General features: G+C 37.8%; 7 protein-coding genes. All 7 read right to left on the bottom strand.

All coding sequences use genetic code 11. The features are described from left to right. Positions 1-225: 225 nt before the first annotated feature. The 7 genes from AC2GW8_RS15165 to AC2GW8_RS15135 all read right to left on the bottom strand — a co-directional run bounded on the left by AC2GW8_RS15165 (position 226) and on the right by AC2GW8_RS15135 (position 25462). Positions 226-18888 (bottom strand): Calx-beta domain-containing protein, encoded by an 18663-nt coding sequence (locus AC2GW8_RS15165; RefSeq protein WP_440880723.1) that lies wholly within the window; start codon positions 18886-18888, stop codon positions 226-228. A 475-nt stretch (positions 18889-19363) separates the two neighbouring features. Then, positions 19364-20317 carry an acetyl-CoA carboxylase carboxyltransferase subunit alpha gene (locus AC2GW8_RS15160; RefSeq protein ID WP_440880722.1) on the bottom strand — a complete coding sequence of 318 codons (954 nt, stop codon included), beginning with the start codon at positions 20315-20317 and terminating at the stop codon, positions 19364-19366. Positions 20318-20397: 80 nt separating this feature from the next. Continuing rightward, positions 20398-21309: a DMT family transporter gene (locus AC2GW8_RS15155; protein WP_440880721.1), complete on the bottom strand. Its 912-nt coding sequence runs from the start codon at positions 21307-21309 to the stop codon at positions 20398-20400. Continuing rightward, the gene (locus AC2GW8_RS15150) at positions 21296-22381 is read right to left on the bottom strand and encodes an LptF/LptG family permease (RefSeq protein ID WP_440880720.1); all 1086 of its coding nucleotides are present in this window, start codon (positions 22379-22381) and stop codon (positions 21296-21298) included. The genes AC2GW8_RS15155 and AC2GW8_RS15150 overlap by 14 nt, the downstream gene beginning before the upstream one ends. Before the next feature lie 3 nt (positions 22382-22384). Next, positions 22385-23515, bottom strand: coding sequence for a tRNA guanosine(34) transglycosylase Tgt (gene tgt, locus AC2GW8_RS15145; protein WP_440880719.1), 1131 nt, complete (start codon positions 23513-23515; stop codon positions 22385-22387). Between the two features lie 113 nt (positions 23516-23628). Next, positions 23629-24441 carry a 23S rRNA pseudouridine(2604) synthase RluF gene (rluF, locus tag AC2GW8_RS15140; protein WP_440880718.1) on the bottom strand — a complete coding sequence of 271 codons (813 nt, stop codon included), beginning with the start codon at positions 24439-24441 and terminating at the stop codon, positions 23629-23631. A gap of 73 nt (positions 24442-24514) precedes the next feature. Further along, positions 24515-25462: a PorP/SprF family type IX secretion system membrane protein gene (locus AC2GW8_RS15135; protein ID WP_440880717.1), complete on the bottom strand. Its 948-nt coding sequence runs from the start codon at positions 25460-25462 to the stop codon at positions 24515-24517. Positions 25463-25467 lie beyond the last annotated feature (5 nt).

Below are 25467 nucleotides of genomic sequence, written 5' to 3'. Positions count from 1 at the left end.
TAAAATACTAACTACTATTTTTTATAAAATTCAATAATTTATTAAAGCTCACTATAAAACTTTGATTAAATACAAGTATGTGTCGTTAAATAATGAATAAAAATATATGAAAGGGTAACCGTCACCATATTCAAACCAAAGTAAAAAAAACTAAAGTTTAAAGTACACTTAATATAATTACATATGCTTTTAGTTATAATAACTAAAGAAAAACACTTTTATAATTTATTCCCTATTGATATATAGCCAACCAATCCTTGGACTAGCTCCAGTCCCTAAATCCAATACATAATAATAAGTACCTGATGGTAATTCATCCTCTTGTTGAATGTTAAAACGTCCATTAGATAAACCCGACCAACTATTATCATATCGATTCTTACTATAAACTAAAGTTCCCCAACGATTATAAATCTCTAATCGATTGTGCTTATAACGTTCCTCCCCTATACAAGAAATTACGAAGGTATCATTAGCACCATCACCATTGGGAGTAAACTCATTATAAACCGTCAAACATGGTAGTGTATCTGGGTCTAAATAATCTGGAGTTCCATCTTCATCTGTATCCAATGCATCCTCTGGACCTCCATCGCCATTTTGATCTGCTGACTCATCAATCGTGGCTATACCATCACCATCATCGTCGATATCTAAATAGTCGGGAAGTCCATCGCCATCACTATCGTCGTTACTTAAATTACCATCGCCATCAACATCTTCTAAAATCGTTAAAATACCATCATCATCATCATCGATATCTTGGTAATCTGGTAAACCATCACCATCAAAATCTGGAGTATCTGGCACATCTCCATTAGTATCAGGATCTACTGAGTCTAACATACCATCGCCATCACTGTCAAGGAAAGTATCTAGTATACCATCACCATCAAGATCCAATAATGGATCACTGCCTCCTTCTTGTAAATCCGTAACGCCATCATCATCACTATCTATATCCTGATAATCTGGAATACCATCAGTATCTGTATCTGGAATACGAGGACGCATACCTCCTCGATTCGGATCTACAACGTCAGCTAAACCATCGCCATCAGTATCACTTTGATCATCGATAACACCATCTCCATCAATATCTAATGATATATCTGTACCACTTTCTACTAAATCTGAAATACCATCATTATCGCTATCTAAATCTTGAAAATCAGGTCTACCATCTCCATCTGTATCATCTAATATTGTTTTGCTTCCTGCATTAATATCGCTATCGTCAGCATCAGCTGTATCGATAATTCCATCATTGTCAGCATCAAGCAAGCTATCTAATACACCATCTCCATCAACATCAACAATACTAGCGTTTTGTCCACTTTCTACTAAATCTAAAACTCCGTCTCCATCACTATCTAAATCTAAATGATCTGGAATTCCATCATTATCAGTATCTCTATTTTCGTCTCCTAATTGTTCTACAACATCCAAAATACCATCATTATCATCATCCAAATCATATAAATCTTCTATGCCATCGCCATCTGTATCCGTTGTCAAGGCATCTCCAAAGCCATCCAAGCCATCAACTACATCTGCTATTCCGTCACCATCACTGTCGGTTTGGTCATCAATAACACCATCACCATCTACGTCTAAACTTCCTGACAAAGCATCATTATTTGGTTCTTGAGTGTCGGGAGTACCATCATTATCTTCATCTGGTAAATTGGTACCATCGACCAAATTGTCTGTATCTATTTGACCATCATTGTTAGTATCAGCTCCGCCTGCTTCAATAACATCATTAATTCCGTCGCCATCACTATCTAAATCTTGATAATCTGGAACTCCATCACCATCAGTATCAGGAGTACTGGAAACTGTGCCTCCATTATCTGAATCAACCAAATCGGGTAAGCCATCATTATCACTATCTGTTTGATCATCAATAACACCATCATTATTAGCATCCAAATTAGAATCTCCTCCTCCTTCTACTAAATCAGAAATACCATCATTATCACTATCCAAATCTTGGTAATCAGGAACTCCATCACCATCAGTATCGTCAGGATTCGTTCTATCATCTCCTACTTCTACGCTAGTTAAAATACCATCACCATCATCATCGATATCTAATACATCTAATATTCCATCACCATCCTGATCATCAGGACCACTGCCGTCACCATTCGAATCGTATTCATCAGCATTACTAATACCATCACCATCACAGTCTGCTGTTCCTATAGCAAATGGATCTGGCATACAAGAATCATTAGGCATAACATCCAAAATATCACAAGTACCATCACCATCACTGTCTGTATTGTCTGGAATACATGGATTACTTGGATCTGGATCTATTACATCACAGACCCCATCACCATCTGCATCTGTGTTATCTGGAATACATGGGTCTGTTATATCGGGATCTACTGTATCGCAAACACCATCCATATCTTCATCATGACTATTGGGAATACATGGATTACCTGGATCTGGATCTATTACATCACAGACCCCATCATTATCAGCATCTGTATTATTTGGAACACATGGATCTGTGGGATCTGGATCAACTGTATCACAAACGCCATCCATATCTTCATCGTTACTATTTGGAATACAAGGATCACTCGGGTTTGGATCTATGACATCACAAATACCATCACCATCACTATCGGCGCTATCAGGCACACAAGGTTCTGTTATATCGGGATCTATAGTATCGCAAACACCATCCATATCTTCATCATGACTATTTGGGATACATGGATTACCTGGATCTGGATCAACCGTATCACAAACACCATCTGCATCGGCATCTGTATTATCGGGTATACAGGGATCATTTGGATCTGGATCAACCGTATCACAAACGCCATCACCATCTGCATCGGTAGCATCTGGTATACAGGGATCGCTTGGATCTGGATCAACCGTATCACAAACACCATCACCATCGCTATCTGGAGCTCCTACAGGACAGGGGTCAGTGACTATCGGATCAACAACATCACAAATGCCATCACCATCTATATCACTTCCAGTAGGAATGCAGGGATCATTTGGATTTGGATCAACCGTATCACAAACGCCGTCACCATCGGCATCTGTAGCATTCGGTATACAGGGATCACTTGGATCTGGATCAACCGTGTCACAAACGCCATCATTATCAGCATCAACTGAATTCGGATCACATGCCTCATTTGGATTTGGGTCTATCGTATCACAGATTCCATCGCCATCTGCATCCCTGGCATCTGGAATACAGGGATCTGTGGGATTGGGATCTACAGTATCACAATAACCATCACCATCACTATCTGCACTATCTGAATCACATGGATCATTCGGATTCGGATCTATGGTATCACAAACGCCATCACCATCAGCATCTGTAGCATCTGGTATACAGGGATCAGTGGGATTCGGGTCTATAGTATCACAATAACCATCACCATCTTCATCCATAGAATTTGGATTACATGGATCATTGGGATTTGGGTCTATCGTATCACAAACGCCATCACCATCAGCATCTGTCGCATCTGGTATACATGGATCTGTGGGATTTGGATCTACCGTGTCACAATAACCATCGCCATCTTCATCTAATGAATTGGGATCACATGGATCACTTGGATTTGGATCTATAATATCACAAACGCCATCGCCATCACTATCTGCTCCATTGGGAACGCATGGATTTGTTGGGTTAGGATCAACACTATCGCATATCCCGTCGCCATCGCTATCTAAATCAAGAGAGCTACAAGGTGTTACAACTTCTGGATCTACAGTATCACAAACGCCATCGCCATCGGCATCTGTAGCGTCTGGAATACACGGATCATTGGGACCTGGATCAACAGTATCACAATAACCATCGCCATCACTATCAGTCGCATCTGGTATACACGGATCATTGGGACCTGGATCAACAATATCACAATAACCATCACCATCTGTGTCAGTACTTTTGGGAACACAAGAATCACTCGGGTTTGGATCTACCGTGTCACAAACGCCATCATTATCAGCATCGGTATTATCAGGAACGCAAGGATCTGTAGGATTTGGATCTATCGTATCACAAACGCCATCATTATCAGCATCCGTACTATCTGGTATACAAGGATCACTCGGATTCGGATCTACTGTATCACAATAACCGTCACCATCGGCATCGGTAGCATCTGGTATACAGGGATCGCTTGGATTCGGATCTACTGTATCACATACACCGTCATTGTCAGCATCGGTATTGTCAGGAATACATGGATCACTTGGATCTGGATCAACCGTATCACAAACGCCATCATTATCAGCATCGGTATTATCGGGAATACAAGGATCATTGGGACCTGGATCTATAGCATCACAATAACCATCGCCATCAGTATCTGTTGAATCTGGTAAACATGGATTGTTTACATCATTATCTGTAATTGTTCCTCCACCAACTAAATCTGTCATAGTTATCGCCTCGGGACTTGGGGAACCTATAAAAACATTACTCAATAAGACTTCATAAGTTTCTGTTGTCTCATAAACATTATTGTCAATAGTTGTTATTGGAATAATAACTGTTGTACTTCCTTCAGGTATTGTATAACTTACATTGATTTGTTGTAAATAATCGGTTCCAAATGTAGCAGTTAAATCATTGGTTGAAACATCAAACGTTACATCGTACTGCGATGCATTACTTAAAGTAGCCGTAAAGTTTGCTATACTTCCTTCGGCAACTGTAATATCATCGATACTAATCGTTGGAGCATTATCACCTAAATCGGTAATCGTTCCGGATCCTACCAAGTCAGTTGTTGTAATGGCCTCTGCTGGAGTTGAACCAATACTTACATTACTCATCGTAACAGTATAGGTCTCATTGGTTGGCTCATACGTAGTATCATTGATCGTTACCACCGGAATCATTACAGTGGTACTTCCTGCTAGAATCGTATAACGTACACTACTTTGTGATGTATAATCATCGCTTGCGGTGGCCGAGCCATCACTCGTGCTTACATCAAAAGTAACATCATATTGGGAGGGGTTGCTTAAGGTAGCCGTAAAGTTTGCTGTACTTCCTTCGGCAACTGTAATATCATCGATACTAATCGTTGGAGCACTATCACCTAAATCGGTAATCGTTCCGGCTCCTACTAAGTCAGTTGTTGTAATAGCCTCTGCTGGAGTTGAACCAATACTCACGTTACTCATCGTAACAGTATAGGTCTCATTGGTTGGCTCGTAGGTAGTGTCATCAGTCGTTACTACCGGAATCGTTACTGTGGTACTTCCGGCTAAAATCGTATAAAGTACACTACTTTGTGATGTATAATCATCGCCTGCGGTGGCCGAGCCATCACTCGTGCTTACATCAAAAGTAACATCATACTGAGCAGCATTACTTAAAGTAGCCGTAAAGTTTGCTGTACTTCCTTCGGCAACTGTAATATCATCGATACTAATCGTTGGAGCACTATCACCTAAATCGGTAATCGTTCCGGATCCTACCAAGTCCGTTGTTGTAATGGCCTCTGCTGGAGTTGAACCAATACTCACGTTACTCATCGTAACAGTATAGGTCTCATTAGTTGGCTCATAGGTAGTATCATTAATCGTTACCACCGGAATCGTTACTGTGGTACTTCCGGCTAAAATCGTATAACGTACACTACTTTGTGATGTATAATCATCGCCTGCGGTGGCAAAGCCATCACTCGTGCTTACATCAAAAGTAACATCATATTGTGAAGGATGACTTAAGGTAGCCGTAAAGTTTGCTGTACTTCCTTCGGCAACTGTAATATCATCGATACTAATCGTTGGAGCACTATCACCTAAATCGGTAATCGTTCCGGATCCTACCAAATCTGTCGTGGTAATGGCCTCTGCTGGAGTTGAACCAATACTCACGTTACTCATCGTAACAGTATAGGTCTCATTGGTTGGCTCATAGGTAGTGTCATTGATCGTTACCACCGGAATCGTTACTGTGGTACTTCCGGCTAAAATCGTATAAAGTACACTACTTTGTGATGTATAATCATCGCCTGCGGTGGCCGAGCCATCACTCGTACTTACATCAAAAGTAACATCATATTGTGAAGGATGACTTAAGGTAGCCGTAAAGTTTGCTGTACTTCCTTCGGCAACTGTAATATCATCGATACTAATCGTTGGAGCACTATCACCTAAATCGGTAATCGTTCCGGATCCTACCAAGTCAGTTGTTGTAATGGCCTCTGCTGGAGTTGAACCAATACTCACGTTACTCATCGTAACAGTATAGGTCTCATTAGTTGGCTCGTAGGTAGTATCATTGATCGTTACCACCGGAATCGTTACTACGGTACTTCCGGCTGGAATCGTATAACGTACACTACTTTGGGCTGTATAATCATCGCCTGCGGTGGCCGAGCCATCACTAGTGCTTACATCAAAAGTAACATCATATTGTGAAGGATGACTTAAGGTAGCCGTAAAGTTTGCTGTACTTCCTTCGGCAACTGTAATATCATCGATACTAATCGTTGGAGCACTATCGCCTAAATCGGTAATCGTTCCGGATCCTACCAAGTCCGTTGTTGTAATGGCCTCTGCTGGAGTTGAACCAATACTTACATTACTCATCGTAACAGTATAGATCTCATTAGTTGGCTCGTAGGTAGTGTCATCAATCGTTACCACCGGAATCGTTACTGTGGTACTTCCGGCTAAAATCGTATAAAGTACACTACTTTGAGCCGTATAATCATCGCCTGCGGTGGCCGAGCCATCACTAGTGCTTACATCAAAAGTAACATCATATTGGGAGGGATGACTTAAAGTAGCCGTAAAGTTTGCTATACTTCCTTCGGCAACTGTAATATCATCGATACTAATCGTTGGAGCACTATCGCCTAAATCGGTAATCGTTCCGGATCCTACCAAGTCAGTTGTTGTAATGGCCTCTGCTGGAGTTGAACCAATACTCACGTTACTCATCGTAACAGTATAGGTCTCATTGGTTGGCTCGTAGGTAGTATCATTAATCGTTACAACTGGAATCGTAACCGTGGTACTTCCTGCGGTAATTGTATATATCTGACTCGTTTGTGACGTATAATCATCGCTTGCAGTGGCCGAGCCATCACTCGTACTTACATCAAAAGTAACATCATATTGGGAGGGATGACTTAAAGTAGCCGTAAAGTTTGCTGTACTTCCTTCGGCAACTGCAATATCATCGATACTAATCGTTGGAGCACTATCACCTAAGTCGGTAATCGTTCCGGATCCTACCAAGTCCGTTGTTGTAATGGCCTCTGCTGGAGTTGAACCAATACTCACGTTACTCATCGTAACAGTATAAGTCTCATTAGTTGGCTCGTAGGTAGTATCATTAATCGTTACCACCGGAATCGTTACTGTGGTACTTCCGGCTGGAATCGTATAAAGAACACTACTTTGTGATGTATAATCATCGCCTGCGGTGGCCGAGCCATCACTAGTGCTTACATCAAAAGTAACATCATATTGGGAGGGGTTGCTTAAGGTAGCCGTAAAGTTTGCTGTACTTCCTTCGGCAACTGTAATATCATCGATACTAATCGTTGGAGCACTATCACCTAAATCGGTAATCGTTCCGGATCCTACCAAGTCCGTTGTTGTAATGGCCTCTGCTGGAGTTGAACCAATACTCACGTTACTCATCGTAACAGTATAGGTCTCATTGGTTGGCTCGTAGGTAGTATCATTGATCGTTACCACCGGAATCGTTACTACTGTACTTCCGGCTGGAATCGTATAACGTACACTACTTTGGGCTGTATAATCATCGCCTGCGGTGGCCGAGCCATCACTCGTACTTACATCAAAAGTAACATCATATTGTGAAGGATTACTTAAAATAGCGGTAAAGTTTGCTGTACTTCCTTCGGCAACTGTAATATCATCGATACTAATCGTTGGAGCACTATCGCCTAAATCGGTAATCGTTCCGGATCCTACCAAGTCCGTTGTTGTAATGGCCTCTGCTGGAGTTGAACCAATACTTACATTACTCATCGTAACAGTATAGATCTCATTAGTTGGCTCGTAGGTAGTGTCATCAATCGTTACCACCGGAATCGTTACTGTGGTACTTCCGGCTAAAATCGTATAAAGTACACTACTTTGAGCCGTATAATCATCGCCTGCGGTGGCCGAGCCATCACTCGTGCTTACATCAAAAGTAACATCATATTGGGAGGGATTACTTAAAGTAGCCGTAAAGTTTGCTGTACTTCCTTCGGCAACTATAATATCATCGATACTAATCGTTGGAGCACTATCGCCTAAATCGGTAATCGTTCCGGATCCTACCAAGTCCGTTGTTGTAATGGCCTCTGCTGGAGTTGAACCAATACTCACATTACTCATCGTAACAGTATAGGTCTCATTGGTTGGCTCGTAGGTAGTGTCATTGATCGTTACCACCGGAATCGTTACTGTGGTACTTCCGGCTAAAATCGTATAACGTACACTACTTTGTGATGTATAATCATCGCCTGCGGTGGCCGAGCCATCACTCGTGCTTACATCAAAAGTAACATCATATTGGGAGGGATGACTTAAGGTAGCCGTAAAGTTTGCTATACTTCCTTCGGCAACTGTAATATCATCGATACTAATCGTTGGAGCACTATCGCCTAAATCGGTAATCGTTCCGGATCCTACCAAGTCAGTTGTTGTAATGGCCTCTGCTGGAGTTGAACCAATACTCACGTTACTCATCGTAACAGTATAGGTCTCATTGGTTGGCTCGTAGGTAGTATCATTAATCGTTACAACTGGAATCGTAACCGTGGTACTTCCTGCGGTAATTGTATATATCTGACTCGTTTGTGACGTATAATCATCGCTTGCAGTGGCCGAGCCATCACTCGTACTTACATCAAAAGTAACATCATATTGGGAGGGATGACTTAAAGTAGCCGTAAAGTTTGCTGTACTTCCTTCGGCAACTGCAATATCATCGATACTAATCGTTGGAGCACTATCACCTAAGTCGGTAATCGTTCCGGATCCTACCAAGTCCGTTGTTGTAATGGCCTCTGCTGGAGTTGAACCAATACTCACGTTACTCATCGTAACAGTATAGGTCTCATTAGTTGGCTCGTAGGTAGTATCATTAATCGTTACCACCGGAATCGTTACTGTGGTACTTCCGGCTGGAATCGTATAAAGAACACTACTTTGTGATGTATAATCATCGCCTGCGGTGGCCGAGCCATCACTCGTACTTACATCAAAAGTAACATCATATTGGGAGGGGTTGCTTAAGGTAGCCGTAAAGTTTGCTGTACTTCCTTCGGCAACTGTAATATCATCGATACTAATCGTTGGAGCACTATCACCTAAATCGGTAATCGTTCCGGATCCTACCAAGTCAGTTGTTGTAATGGCCTCTGCTGGAGTTGAACCAATACTCACGTTACTCATCGTAACAGTATAGGTCTCATTGGTTGGCTCGTAGGTAGTATCATTGATCGTTACCACCGGAATCGTTACTGTGGTACTTCCGGCTGGAATCGTATAACGTACACTACTTTGGGCTGTATAATCATCGCCTGCGGTGGCCGAGCCATCACTAGTGCTTACATCAAAAGTAACATCATATTGTGAAGGATGACTTAAGGTAGCCGTAAAGTTTGCTGTACTTCCTTCGGCAACTGTAATATCATCGATACTAATCGTTGGAGCACTATCGCCTAAATCGGTAATCGTTCCGGATCCTACCAAGTCAGCTGTTATAATAGCCTCTGCTGGAGTTGAACCAATACTCACATTACTCATCGTAACAGTATAGGTCTCATTAGTTGGCTCATACGTACTATCATTAATCGTTAATACTGGAATAATTACCGTAGTACTTCCGGCTGGAATCGTATAAAGTACACTACTTTGGGCTGTATAATCATCGCCTGCGGTGGCCGAGCCATCACTAGTGCTTACATCAAAAGTAACATCATATTGGGAGGGATTACTTAAAGTAGCCGTAAAGTTTGCTGTACTTCCTTCGGCAACTGTAATATCATCGATACTAATCGTTGGAGCACTATCGCCTAAATCGGTAATCGTTCCGGATCCTACCAAGTCCGTTGTTGTAATGGCCTCTGCTGGAGTTGAACCAATACTTACGTTACTCATCGTAACAGTATAGGTCTCATTGGTTGGCTCGTAGGTAGTATCATTAATCGTTACCACTGGAATCGTAACCGTGGTACTTCCTGCGGTAATTGTATATATCTGACTCGTTTGTGACGTATAATCATCGCTTGCAGTGGCCGAGCCATCACTCGTGCTTACATCAAAAGTAACATCATATTGGGAGGGATGACTTAAGGTAGCCGTAAAGTTTGCTGTACTTCCTTCGGCAACTGTAATATCATCGATACTAATCGTTGGAGCACTATCACCTAAATCGGTAATCGTTCCGGATCCTACCAAGTCCGTTGTTGTAATGGCCTCTGCTGGAGTTGAACCAATACTCACGTTACTCATCGTAACAGTATAGGTCTCATTAGTTGGCTCGTAGGTAGTATCATTGATCGTTACTACCGGAATCGTTACTGTGGTACTTCCGGCGGTAATTGTATATATCTGACTCGTTTGTGACGTATAATCATCGCCTGCGGTGGCCGAGCCATCACTCGTACTTACATCAAAAGTAACATCATATTGGGAGGGATTACTTAAAGTAGCCGTAAAGTTTGCTGTACTTCCTTCAGCAACTGTAATATCATCGATACTAATCGTTGGAGCACTATCACCTAAATCGGTAATCGTTCCGGATCCTACCAAATCTGTCGTGGTAATGGCCTCTGCTGGAGTTGAACCAATACTTACATTACTCATCGTAACAGTATAGGTCTCATTGGTTGGCTCGTAGGTAGTGTCATTGATCGTTACCACCGGAATCATCACTGTGGTACTTCCGGCTGGAATCGTATAACGTACACTACTTTGTGATGTATAATCATCGCCTGCGGTGGCCGAGCCATCACTCGTGCTTACATCAAAAGTAACATCATATTGGGAGGGATGACTTAAGGTAGCCGTAAAGTTTGCTGTACTTCCTTCGGCAACTGTAATATCATCGATACTAATCGTTGGAGCACTATCACCTAAATCGGTAATCGTTCCGGATCCTACCAAGTCCGTTGTTGTAATGACCTCTGCTGGAGTTGAACCAATACTCACGTTACTCATCGTAACAGTATAGGTCTCATTGGTTGGCTCGTAGGTAGTATCATTGATCGTTACCACCGGAATCGCTACTGTGGTACTTCCTGCTGGAATCGTATAACGTACACTACTTTGAGCTGTATAATCATCGCCTGCGGTGGCCGAGCCATCACTCGTGCTTACATCAAAAGTAACATCATATTGGGAGGGATGACTTAAAGTAGCCGTAAAGTTTGCTGTACTTCCTTCGGCAACTGTAATATCATCGATACTAATCGTTGGAGCACTATCGCCTAAATCGGTAATCGTTCCGGCTCCTACCAAATCTGTCGTGGTAATGGCCTCTGCTGAAGTTGAACCAATACTTACATTACTCATCGTAACAGTATAGGTCTCATTAGTTGGCTCGTAGGTAGTATCATTGATCGTTACCACCGGAATCGTTACTGTGGTACTTCCGGCTAAAATCGTATAAAGTACACTACTTTGAGCTGTATAATCATCGCCTGCGGTGGCCGAGCCATCACTCGTATTTACATCAAAAGTAACATCATACTGAGCAGCATTACTTAAAGTAGCCGTAAAGTTTGCTGTACTTCCTTCGGCAACTGTAATATCATCGATACTAATCGTTGGAGCACTATCACCTAAATCGGTAATCGTTCCGGATCCTACCAAGTCAGTTGTTGTAATGGCCTCTGCTGGAGTTGAACCAATACTCACGTTACTCATCGTAACAGTATAGGTCTCATTAGTTGGCTCATACGTACTATCTTCAGTCGTTACTACTGGAATCGTAACCGTGGTACTTCCTGCTGGAATCGTATAACTTTGACTACTTTGAGCTGTATAATCATCGCCTGCGGTGGCCGAGCCATCACTCGTGCTTACATCAAAAGTAACATCATATTGGGAGGGATGACTTAAGGTAGCCGTAAAGTTTGCTGTACTTCCTTCGGCAACTGTAATATCATCGATACTAATCGTTGGAGCACTATCACCTAAATCGGTAATCGTTCCGGATCCTACCAAGTCAGTTGTTGTAATGGCCTCTGCTGGAGTTGAACCAATACTCACGTTACTCATCGTAACAGTATAGGTCTCATTGGTTGGCTCGTAGGTAGTATCATTGATCGTTACCACCGGAATCGTTACTACGGTACTTCCGGCTAAAATCGTATAACTTTGACTACTTTGGGCTGTATAATCATCGCCTGCGGTGGCCGAGCCATCACTCGTACTTACATCAAAAGTAACATCATATTGGGAGGGATGACTTAAGGTAGCAGTAAAGTTTGCTGTACTTCCTTCGGCAACTGTAATATCATCGATACTAATCGTTGGAGCATTATCACCTAAATCGGTAATCGTTCCGGATCCTACCAAGTCAGTTGTTGTAATTAAAGTTCCCGTTCCTGTCTGAACATTACTCAATGTTACTGTATACGTTTCATTCGTTGGTTCATACGTACTATCATTAGTCGTTACTACTGGAATCGTTACCGTAGTATTTCCTGCGGTAATCGTGTAACTTTGACTCGTTTGTGATGTGTAATCACTTCCTCCCATTGCCGTGCCATCACTCGTAGTTACATCAAAAGTAACATCACAGGCTATCGCTTGGCTTATGGTAGCTGTAAAATTTGCTATGGTTCCTTCAGCAACCGTAACATCATCAATGCTAATCGTCGGAACTGGATCTACAGTAATTTGTACAACATTGCTTAAGGCAGTACAAGTAACTCCATTAAGTAAAGAAGATACTTCTCTTCTATACCACATGGTCTGAGTAAGCACTCCTGCATCATACGTGGCATTAGTAGCTCCTCCAATAGGTGTAAAGATAGATCCGTCGGTGCTACTTTCCCATTGATAACTCAAAGTTCCGCTTCCTGTGGAAGCTACTGTTTCTGTAAAGGCGACCGGATCATCTCCTAAACAAATTGTTTGATTTGATCCAACAGTTCCACCTGTTACATCATTAATAGTAATTTTAATTGAATTACTAATTGCTGTACATGCTACTCCTGATAAGGTAGAAGTAACTATTCTTTGATACCAAGTATCTAGTGTTAATATTCCTGCATCGTAAGTAGCACTGGTTGCTCCCGCAATATTAGTAAAACTTAATCCATCTGTACTGCTTTGCCATTGGTAGGTTATTATTCCATCACCTGATGAAGCAGTAGTTTCTGTAAAAGTCGATGGACTATCACCACTACAGATCGTTTGATCCGATGCTATAACTCCTGGACTTACATCATTCACTGTTAGAGTTACTTCTTCGGAATAATCTATACATGGACATAACCCTGAGGATAAGACCGTTTTTAATCTATATTTTCGTCCAGAATAATTTACTGGCGGATTTGTTATTGTTAATGTCGATGTATTTGAATTACTATATATACTATTGTCATTGATCTGACTCCAAATTCCTGGTGAAGTTTCCTCCTCCCACTCCATAGAAGTTACCTCGGAAGATACTTGAGATGTGAAATTAACTACCCCTGATGTACAAGATACTTGATCAGTTGGTTGCGTTGTAATCATTGATGAATAACTTTCTCCGTATTTATTACTTAGATACTCAACCACCCTAAACGTCTCACATTCAGTTAACAACCTATTGTAAACAATAAATTCAGCTAAATAAAAACTTCCAAAGCCACCATCTCCATCAAAACCTATTCTTAACGTACTTTGTTGATCTAAAATTTGGGTATTATCAGTAAAGGTTTTTACAACTTCTGAGCCAAACCTAACCAATGACCCATTAACTGGACCACTATTTACACCTCCATTAACTTCTCCGTCATAAACTACTGATAACAACTTGGTGTCACCTAAAGTAGATCCTCCATTAATCAGTGCGTAATCATCTCCAGGACCTAATCCAACAATGCCATCCTCGGATCCACCATAACCATTGTAATTCATGTAAAAAAATCGATCCCAAGTACCATTATCTACACCCCAAATACCATTCGTAGTACCCGATATAGATTTTGGCTTGTAAACTACAAATATCGATACATCAGGATTAGTTATAGGTCTAATATCTAAACCTGATACTTCATATACATCTCCATTCGAACCTGAATCTCTTGTAAAAGACATCACAGAATTTCCATTGATAGAATTTGTTGAATCATATACTGCTGGTCCTTGACCTGCAAGTACTGTAGCATTATTACTTTCAGGAGATTTATCCACCCAAGTATTTATTATGCTACCGTCAGAGGGAGGTGTTCCTGTTCCGTTAGGATCATTACTCTCTAACCATAAAACATTATTTTCTATAACCGTTGGATTTAGAATACTCGATTCGACTAAACTAACTGTTACTTTTAATTGATTACTTAAGGCGGTACAAGTAACTCCATTAAACAAAGACGATACTTCTCTTCTATACCACATGTTCTGAGTATGCACTCCTGCATCATACGTGGCATTAGTAGCTCCTCCAATGGGTGTAAAAATAGATCCATCGGTACTGCTTTCCCATTGATAACTTAAAATTCCGCTTCCTGTTGAAGCTACTGTCTCTGTAAAGGCTACCGGATCATCTCCTGAACAAATTGTTTGATTTCCTCCAACAGTTCCACCTGTTACATTATTTATGATTAAAGTAGCTTCCGAAGTAGTTACACTCGCACATGTGTTTTTTGTACTGGTTACTAATAATCTATATTTATTATTCGACGCTCCTATTAAAGGATTTGTTAAAGTTAAGCTTGCTGTAGTCGCATTGCTATAAACTCCTCCGTTAGGAATATTAGTCCATGGCCCCGATCCTCCTTCTTGTTCTTGCCATTGATATTCTAAATCTGTGGTATTGGGTGTACTTCCACTATAATTTGGCGTGGTTGTCGGTGCTGTTCCTGTAAATATCGTTGTGCTTAAAGAGGAAGCTACTCCCGTAAAGGTTACATTATCACCTAAACAGATGGTTGCATCGCTAGGTTGGGTATCTACTTGTAAACTGGTAGCTTCTGTTTCGTTACCCGTTACTCCATCATAACCTCCTGATCCTCCAGTGACTTGTCCATTACTATCAAATCCTGTTCCGTCTAAGTCTCCATCAGAGTCACCATCGGTTCCTCCTGATTCCAAAACATCATTACAACCATCATTATCACTATCTAAATCTAAATAATCGGGAGTTCCGTCATCATCTGAATCTACACATGCAATGAGTTGTATATCTCTCCATGCGATTCCTCCCGATAAGCCAGACAAGTTCAGAAATTCTACTCGAGTAATATCTTGGTAAAGAACATCTATTTCAAAAGGATTTCCTCCAGAATCTCCATTTGGAATTGACCTACCAGCTATAACAGCTTTTAATATATTTGACGCATCATACAATCTTATTTCACCAATATAACTTATGGCTTGAGCGTCACTTAAAACTACTCCTCCATTGTTATATATTCTTATTTTTTTCATATCCGTTTCCGGAAATGTATATGATACATCCGAATAACCTCCGCTTGAAGCCGCATCTGCAATATAGGTTCCCAAATCACCATCAATTGTATTATTCAATGATCCAGCTAGACCTACTCCATTAACTGGTGAATTAAAATCACTGTCCGTACTGGAAACACTAATAGGCGTTACTACCTCTTCTAAAGAACATTCAACAGAATCTAAGACTCCATCATTATCATTATCTAAATCACAGGAATCTGCTATACCATCAGAGTCATTGTCTGAAAAACCAGAAATGGAAACATCACAACATGCAGTGGTGTCAGAAATATTAGTAACTGCTGCCGTTGTTGCTTGCCCTCCTGAGGTTGTTAAAGGAATACCATTTCCATCAACTCCACTCGTAAATACTCCATCTGTTAGCTGTGTATAATTGTATGATCCTGATGCCTCCAATGCATCGAAACAACCATCATTATCACTATCTAAATCTAAATAATTTGGTAATTGATCACTATCTGTATCCGTTGCACAACTTGTATCTCCAGCTCTAACCCATAAAGTAAGTGTTTCTGTAGCTTCTATATTTCCTAAATCATTTCTTACACTGACTACACCATTCGATGGAATCCAATGCACGGTATTGGTATTTCCGCAAGGATGAAAAATATTGGCTGCTAACATAGTTCCTGATGTGGATGTACAAATAGCATCACCCCTTAAATAGTGTTTGTTAGTTCCTATCCATTCATCATGCAAACCATTATTAGCGGACCCTCCATGTAAGGTTTGACCCGCTACTAAACGTGATAATAAAGTTGTATTATAAGTCCTTACATCGATTTCGCCAGTTGAGGAGGTAAATCGTATCTCATTGGCATCTGTTAATTGAGCTAAAATAATATTAGAAAGCAACCCTCTTGTCGCATTTGTTAAGCTTGTTAATTGTGGTAAGTTACCTGTACCATCCCCAAAATCAATGGCAACTTGAACATATCCATTTTCATTTACATAGGTTGAAAATGTTTGTCCATTCAGATCAAAATAATAAATTCCAGCTACAGCAACACTTCTCGCTGCTCCTAAAGTTGTAAAACGATTTGAAGAAGTACCTTTACAAGTACCTTCATTTATGTCTAAGATTCCATCATTATCAGAGTCTAAATCATTTATTCCAGAAAAACCATCTCCGTCAAAATCAATTAATATTGTTTCTGAAGGATCATCGACTGTATTATTTCCATCAACCTGATCTTGTGTATTTGTAACCGTATTTATTAAATAATGTGATGCAACATCGCTATTAACCGTTGCCGTTAATGTTAACGTATGCTTTTCTTCAGAATTCATAGTCTCAATGGACCAGTTTGGTGAAGACCAAGAACCCGCAGTCATAGTTTCTGATCCGCTTACAATTGTTAACCCAGTAGGCATAATATCCGTTAGCACTAAATTAGTTACTGGATCAACACCTTTACTCTCAACCGTAATTGTGAAAGTAACAGTATCTCCTATTTTGCAACTTGTTTTGTCTGATGTTTTACTTAAAACGATGTCTGCCTCACACGAGTAAGCCTGTAAAGAGTTTGTTGTAAATTCACAGGACCCTTTGGTCACCACTGCGTGTAATTTGGCGTACGTTTTATAGCTTGGTGGAGTATATGTATTTGAATTTTCTCCAATAAGAAGAACATCATCCATATACCATTGATATGTATTAAATTCTGTTGATGCTGAAACTGTTCCCCCTGGTATACATCCACTTCCTGTGCTACTTGTGATCTCTATATCTAGATTTGGTGCTGTATCAAACCCTGAAAAATACCCTGCAATACCTGCCGAGCCAGACTGTGCGATAAATCCAACAGAAATTGGACCTGTTGACTCTACTTTAATATCTCCTGATAGACCAGCCTTAAAAAAAGTCCTCCAGTCTGAACTACCAACCACCGTCTTTGAAGACCCCATATTTACTAAACTTCCATTCTGATAAACCTTTACGTCTGAATCAGCTATTGCAGAAGATGAAACTATTGTTATTCCTCCAGTATAATTCACATCCACTACGTCTCTTATATTAGGTATATTATCCAGAGTATCAGGCATTAGGCAATTAACAGGAGCTATAAAATTCAATCCTCCTTGAGCTTCACCAGATCCTGACAAGGCTTGATAAACATAAACCGGTTCGGTTGTCTTTATATACATATTATCTCCGGCTGAATTTCCTGAATAATAACTTCCTGGAACTAAATAAAAATCTCCTTTATTTGGAATCGTATGTCTTAATATTCCCCCTATATATACTTCTGTATTGTCTACTGTTGCAATAATTATAGGACTCTCCATTCCATCTGAACCATAGCCACGAACAAGAACATAATCTTTACCTAACCTTTCTTCTGGAACAGCCTGATCAATACCAGCGTCCCTAGAAGCAGAACCATTGAGTACCTGACAAAGTAATCCACCATTACTTACAACAATATCTTTATCCGATTCAATTTGAGCTCCAATCCAACCATGCCTATTGGCATTTGCAGCATCAACTTTCGCTTCAAGCACAAAAGACTCTCCTTCATCTAAGGTTTCAACTATTGTATCATCAGTAATTCCTGCTATATCATTTCCTTTTCTAAAAACGCAATCTTGATCGTATCCAGAAATTGTTATCTGTGTATTATCTTCTGTAGCCATTATACCTAAAGTAGCTGACATTGCAGATGTCGTAGAAGAATATAAAGGCATTCCACCCCAACGAAATTTTTTACCGAAAGCACTTCTCCCTTTTGAAGTTAATGACGCTGCCTGAGCTGAGCTACGGCCTCTATAATTTACATAAAATTTTTCTCCATTATCAGATTCTATTCGTAAACCAGATTTTGTTAATATTTTTCCTGTGTTAGCATTTGAAACTAAAGTTATATTATTATCACCATTTTGATTTATAGTAGACAATACATATTCTTTATGATTAGTTCTCGATAAATTAGTAAATGTTTTTATGGGAGTAGGATCATTACCTTTATATATGCGTACTGTAAATCCTGTCGTTTCTGGTGTAGAAAGATAAATAGATTGAGCTTTAATTGCATCATTATTTGAATATTGTTTTAATGGTGGTAGATAATGTAAATTACTTAATTGCGCTTTTACACTTATCAAGCCAATAAATAAAAAAAGCAAAGTGAAAAACTCTTTTTTAAAATATCCGTTTACTGAATTTAAAATAGAATTCCCTCTCTTGGTTCGTTTTTCCATTTTACCTTATAATTTAGTATACAACCACTTATTTTAGAGCTATTTTATAAATTCAATTATTTTGATTTTATTCTTCTAAAACACTATAAGTGATATGCTTGAGTTATTAGTAATAATTTTAGAAGCGTTATTGAAGAAAAATTAGAGAACTTTGAATAGCTCAAAAAACACTAAAACTTATAACTACGATTTCGAAAAAAACTAAAAAATTACTTTTTATTTGAAAGTATTATCAAATAATAGTTATCCTATAAATTAGTTGCTATTTTTCATATGAATCTATTTATCGAACCCTAATTTATAAACATGTAAAATATCAAAAACGCTATCAAACACAAGTTAGATGATAGACTTTCAAGTATGCTATAAATTTCTATAAGATACCATTAGATGTAGACGGATGGAAAACTAAAAATAAAAGCCAAAAGTAATGCTTACTTTCGGCTTTTATTTTTAGTTTGATTATTTTTCGTTATTACTCTTTATAAACTCCCATGTTAATGTATTTATTCATACGATCATTAACTATTGTAGATATTTCCTGAGTATTTAACTCTTTGTATGCAGTCATAATTTGATTCCTTACTGCTTCAAATGTTTCTTCTCTATTTGAATGTGCTCCTCCTGACGGTTCCTTTATGATACCATCAACAATATTAAGCTTTATGCCATCATCAGCTGTGAGCTTTAGTGCTTCTGCTGCTCTTTCTTTTTGATCCCAACTCCTCCAAAGGATTGAAGAGCAGTTTTCTGGAGATATTACTGAATACCATGAATTTTCAAGCATTAAAACTCTGTCTCCGACTCCAATACCAAGAGCTCCTCCTGAAGCACCCTCACCAATAATAATTGTTATAATAGGTGTATTTAATCGACACATTTCAAAAATATTTCTAGCAATAGCCTCACCTTGACCTCTTTCCTCTGCTTCTAAGCCTGGATAAGCCCCAGGTGTATCTACAAAAGTTACAACTGGTATACGAAATTTTTCTGCCATACGCATTAGGCGTAATGCTTTTCTATACCCTTCAGGATTTGCCATCCCAAAATTACGGTATTGGCGAGTTTTTGTATTATAGCCTTTTTGCTGGCCTATAAACATAAAAGATTGATCTCCGATTTTTCCTAAACCTCCAATCATTGCTTTATCATCTTTAACGCTTCTATCACCATGTAATTCCATGAAAGTATTACCGCAAAGTGCATGAATATAATCTAAAGCATACGGTCTATTCGGGTGACGTGATAACTGTACTCTTTGCCATGGAGTTAAGTTTTTATATATGTCTTTCTTAGTTTTCTCTAATTTATTTTCTATTTTACTGCACATTTCAGTAACATCTACATCACTTTCCTTTCCTATGTCATAACATTTTGCCAATTGATCTTTTAATTCTTTAATAGGCATTTCAAAATCTAAATATTCCATAGTGTTATAGTTTGATTTTTTACTTAATTTTTCAGTTGTTTAAATGAAGACAAACATACTAAAAAAAATATGCAGCTTACTTACTTGAGTGATTTTTTTATCGATATTTTTCTGATCAACACGCTCTTATTTTTGATAACTCCATTTAATATCACCACGAGTAATACTATTAGCGCCCCGTAGTAAAACTCTGGATTCATTTGTTCTTTCTCCCCTAATACAAGTAAAGCCAATATTATTCCATAAATGGGCTCTAAATTAATTGTTAACATAACAGTATAGGGTGTTAAATATTTCATTACTTTAACCGACGCTATAAATGCATAGGAGGTACAAATACTACTTAAAAGCACTAAATAAAACCAATCTGAGCCTTTTAAATAAAAAAAATTATTGGTGAATTGGTTTGAAAAAAACAAAAAAATAGTGACCCCTATTCCACCAAAAAGTAATTGATAAAATGAAATTACAGTTGCTTTGTGTTTTTTTATATACAACCCATTTAGAACAGAAAATAAAGCAGATGAAAAAGCTGATATTAGCGCAAAAACGATTCCCCAAATATACTGGCCTTCAAAATTAAAAATTATATACAATCCTAATATCACTAATAGCCCCATAAAAATTTCAAGTGGTTGTATTTTTTTCCTAAAAATCAAAGGTTCAATAATAGAAGCGAAAAAAGCACCTGTACTCATTGTTACCAATGTTACTGAAACATTTGAAACTTTAATAGCCTTGAAAAAAGTAATCCAATGAATAGCTATAATAACTCCAGAAAAGAAGAATTTAAAAATTGCTTTGGTATCAATTTTAAGATTTTCTCGTTTAATTAAAAAGTAACAAAGTATAAAAATAACAGCCAAAAACATTCTGAACCAAACCAATGGTACCGCTTCTATCGATATTAGTTCTCCTAGTATAGCAGTAAACCCCCAAATAAAAACAATTAAATGGAGATGCAAATAATTCTTTAGCTTATTTTCTTGCATTCCAAAATAAATAAATTGCAAAAATACCAAACATAATATTGGGTATCCAAACATTAATTAATGGGTCTGCGCCTGCAACAGCGCCAAGAACTTCGCCTACTTTCATAAAAAATACATAAACAAACATTGCCGCAATACCCAAAGCTAAATTGACTCCTAAACCTCCTCTTTTTTTCTTATGAGCTAAGGCGACAGCTATTAAGGTTAAAATATAGGATGCTACTGGTAAACTTGATCTTTTGTATAATTCTACGTAGTAAGCATTTAAATTTTTTATTCCTCTTTTTTTAGAAATTTTAATAAAATCTTTAATTTCACCTGATCTCATCTCTTGAGCTACTATTGATTTATAATTTAAATCATTTGGTGTAAAGGTAAAAGTTGTATCTAAGGAACTTCCCGTAAAAATACTATCTCTATTTTTTAAAACTTTTCTTTCTTTCCAATTGTATAATTTGTATGTACTATCTTTTTCGTTCCAATTAATATTATCAGCTGTCAGCTTATATTTTAGATGAATTCCTTTGTATATTTCTGTTGAGAAATTATATCCTGAATTTCTTTCAAGATTAAAATTTTGAATAAAAATATAAGTGCTATCATTTAATTGTAAACTAAAATCTCGAACAGTTTTATCTTCATATTTAACACGAGAAAGATATTTTTTTTCAAATCCTCTTCTAGTCTTACTGCTGTTTGGCACGAAATAGTGATTCATAAATAATGCTAGCGTTGCTAAAATAGTTGCGCCTATGAAGTAAGGGTATAGAAAGCGAGTAAACGATATTTGTGAACTATTTATAGCAACTATTTCTGTATTATTTGCTAACCGTGATGTAAATAAGATAACAGCTATAAATAAAGCCAATGGCATAAAGGTGTTGGCATAATAAATAACAAAATTTTTGTAGTAATCATTTACTAATTCAAATAATGACAAGTTTTCATGCCTTAAAAACTTATCTATTTTTTCAGCAATATCAATAGCTACCGCAATAGGTATTAGAATAAGCAAGGTAAATAAAAATGTAGTCAAGTACCTTTTTAGTATATATTTATCTAAAAGCTTCAATCTCTATAGTCGTTTGTCCATTTGTTTTACCATTTTATTCTTCCACTCTGTGAAATCTCCTATTAATATATGCTTCCTAGCCTCACGTACTAACCATAAATAAAAACCAAGATTATGTATAGAAGCTATCTGCTTTCCTAACATCTCTCTTGCAGCAAATAAATGTCTTAAATATGCTTTTGAATACATTGTGTCAACAGAAGTATGTCCCATTTCGTCAATAGCCGAAAAGTCATTTTCCCATTTCTTATTCTTAATGTTAATAGTGCCATGAGCTGTAAACAACATTCCATTTCTTGCATTTCTTGTTGGCATCACGCAATCAAACATATCAACGCCTAGAGCTATATTTTCTAAAATATTAATTGGTGTTCCTACCCCCATTAAATATCTTGGTTTGTCTTCGGGCAGTATACTACATACCACATCTGTCATGGCATACATTTCTTCAGCAGGTTCTCCGACTGATAATCCTCCTATAGCATTTCCATTTGCTCCAACTGAAGCTATAAATTCAGCAGACTGTAACCTCAAGTCTTTATACGTACTACCTTGCACAATTGGAAAGAGTGTTTGTTCATATCCATATTTTGGTGGTACTTTCTCTAGATGTTTAATACAACGATTAAGCCATCTATGTGTCATATGCATTGATTGTTTAGCATAGCTATAGTCACATGGATAAGGTGTACATTCATCAAATGCCATTATGATGTCGGCTCCAATGGAACGTTGCGTTTCCATAACGTTTTCTGGTGTAAAAAAATGTAGAGATCCATCTATATGACTCTTAAACTTTACCCCTTCTTCATTAATTTTTCGTCTTCCTGAAAGAGAGTAAACCTGGTATCCACCGCTATCTGTTAAAATATTTCTATCCCAACTCATAAACTTATGTAAACCCCCAGCTTGTTCTAGGATTTCAGTTTGTGGACGTAGATATAAATGATAAGTATTACCTAAAATAATATCAGGATTAACATCATTTTTAAGTTCTGATTGATGTACCCCTTTTACGGTAGCAACCGTACCTACAGGCATAAATATAGGTGTTTCAATCGTTCCGTGATCCGTAGTAATAACTCCCGCTCGGGCTTTACTTTTGGAATCTGTTATTTTTAAATCAAACTGCATAGTCAGCAAATATACGTATGTAAGTTTAATGTTGAAAAGTAGAAAGTTAAAAGTTTATTTTAATTAATAAGATTTTATACTAAACTTATTAATTATGTTTAGGAAATATCATTTTATGAAGATCTTCTTCTTCCCCACTTCTGCTTGGTTTTTTTTGTAAACCCTACCCCTTTTTGATTTTTAGGTACCAGATTGGAAGCCTCTTCTGTTTTAGATGAACCAGCGACTAGGGTATTAATTATTAACATTTCTTTATTACTTAGTTCTCTCCATTCACCGACCTTCAAATTACCTAAAGTGACATTCATTATTCTTACTCTTATCAACTTCTTGACTTCGTATCCTAAATACTCGCACATTCGCCGTATTTGACGATTTAACCCTTGAATTAAAATAATTTTAAAAGTTCTATTATTTATGCGTTCAACTTTACACTTTTTTGTTACCGTTCCTAAAATTGGGATACCGTTAGCCATACGTTTAATAAAACGTTCATCTATATCTCTATCAACTGTAACAGTATACTCCTTCTCGTGGTTATTTCCAGCTCTTAAAATTTTATTTACAATATCTCCGTCATTTGTAAGAAATATAAGTCCTTCAGAAGGTTTATCTAACCTTCCAATAGGGAACAGCCTCTCTGAATGCCCAATAAATTTGACAATATTTTTTTTCTCTTTACTATCTGTTGTACAGACAATACCTATGGGTTTATTTAGAGCAATGTATAAAGTTTTTGGTCTACTTTTTAATAACTTGTTATCAACTTTAACAATATCTCCATCAAAAACTCTATTTCCTAACTTTGCAATCTGGTTGTTAATTGTTACTCTTCCTTCAATAATGTATTTTTCGGCTTCTCTTCTCGAACAAATACCTGTGCTACTAATGAACTTATTTAAATTAATTGAATCTTGATTACTCATTAATGCAAAGTAAAAGAAAATCCTCAAGATTTATATAGATCTTGAGGATTTTAAACAATTTTTATCTTTATTTCTAGAATATTATCATTTTTTGGGTACAACGTGCTAAACTTGGTCTACGTTCATAGTCAAATCCAAGCGTAATCATATGTGTTCCATAGTTAAAATCCTGTGTTTCATTTAGATTTATACTGAATCCATATGATGCATACAAAGCCCCCTTCTTAAGTCCGAATAACGGAGCTATAGCATTTGGTTTAAAAAACTGATCATTTAAAAAGGTATAACTTAAACCTGTCCAAACATAACCATCCTTTATACGCCTTCGGCTTTTAATATTTACATCAGTTCTAGAACGTTTATCAAACTCTCTGTATTCAACCATTACAGAAGGCTCTAATTCAAAATCTCGACTAATTCTAGTAAAGACATATGAACCAAAGAAATTATATTTTCTGAGAACTTTTGGTTCATTCGAAGAAAAGTCTTCTATTTTACGGTCTAATAGATTTACTACATTCGCTGTAATGCTAAAAAATTCATATCTATATAATAATCCTACATCAAAATTTGAATTTGATAATGCTCTATTAGGTACAGCCTGGGTTGTATTATTATCAAAAGTATCAATATTAAATTGCGTATAACTAAATGTAAAAGCAAATGATAAAAAACTGTCATGAAAATCACTTAAGGTTAAATGTTTTGCAAGTGATAATCTTGCTCCTTGCTGTGAAGTAAAACCATTCTTATCATTAAAAACCGTGAGCCCTCCACCAAATGTATCGGCAATTCGAGTCTCTACTGAAAGAGACTGTGTATCAGGAGCTCCTTTTAATCCTACCCATTGACTTACCCCATTAAGCCTTAACTGAAACCCTGTTCCAATTCCTGCATATGCGGGAGATACTAAAAATGGGTTATCAGCTAAATGGCTTACATATTGTGGTAAATCTACTTCCTGTGCAGATAACTTTGCACTAAAAAATACAATACTTATAATTATAAATATCTTTTTCATTCTCT

This window comes from Tenacibaculum profundi, from assembly GCF_057162725.1.
This window is presented reverse-complemented; position numbering and strand designations above follow the sequence as displayed.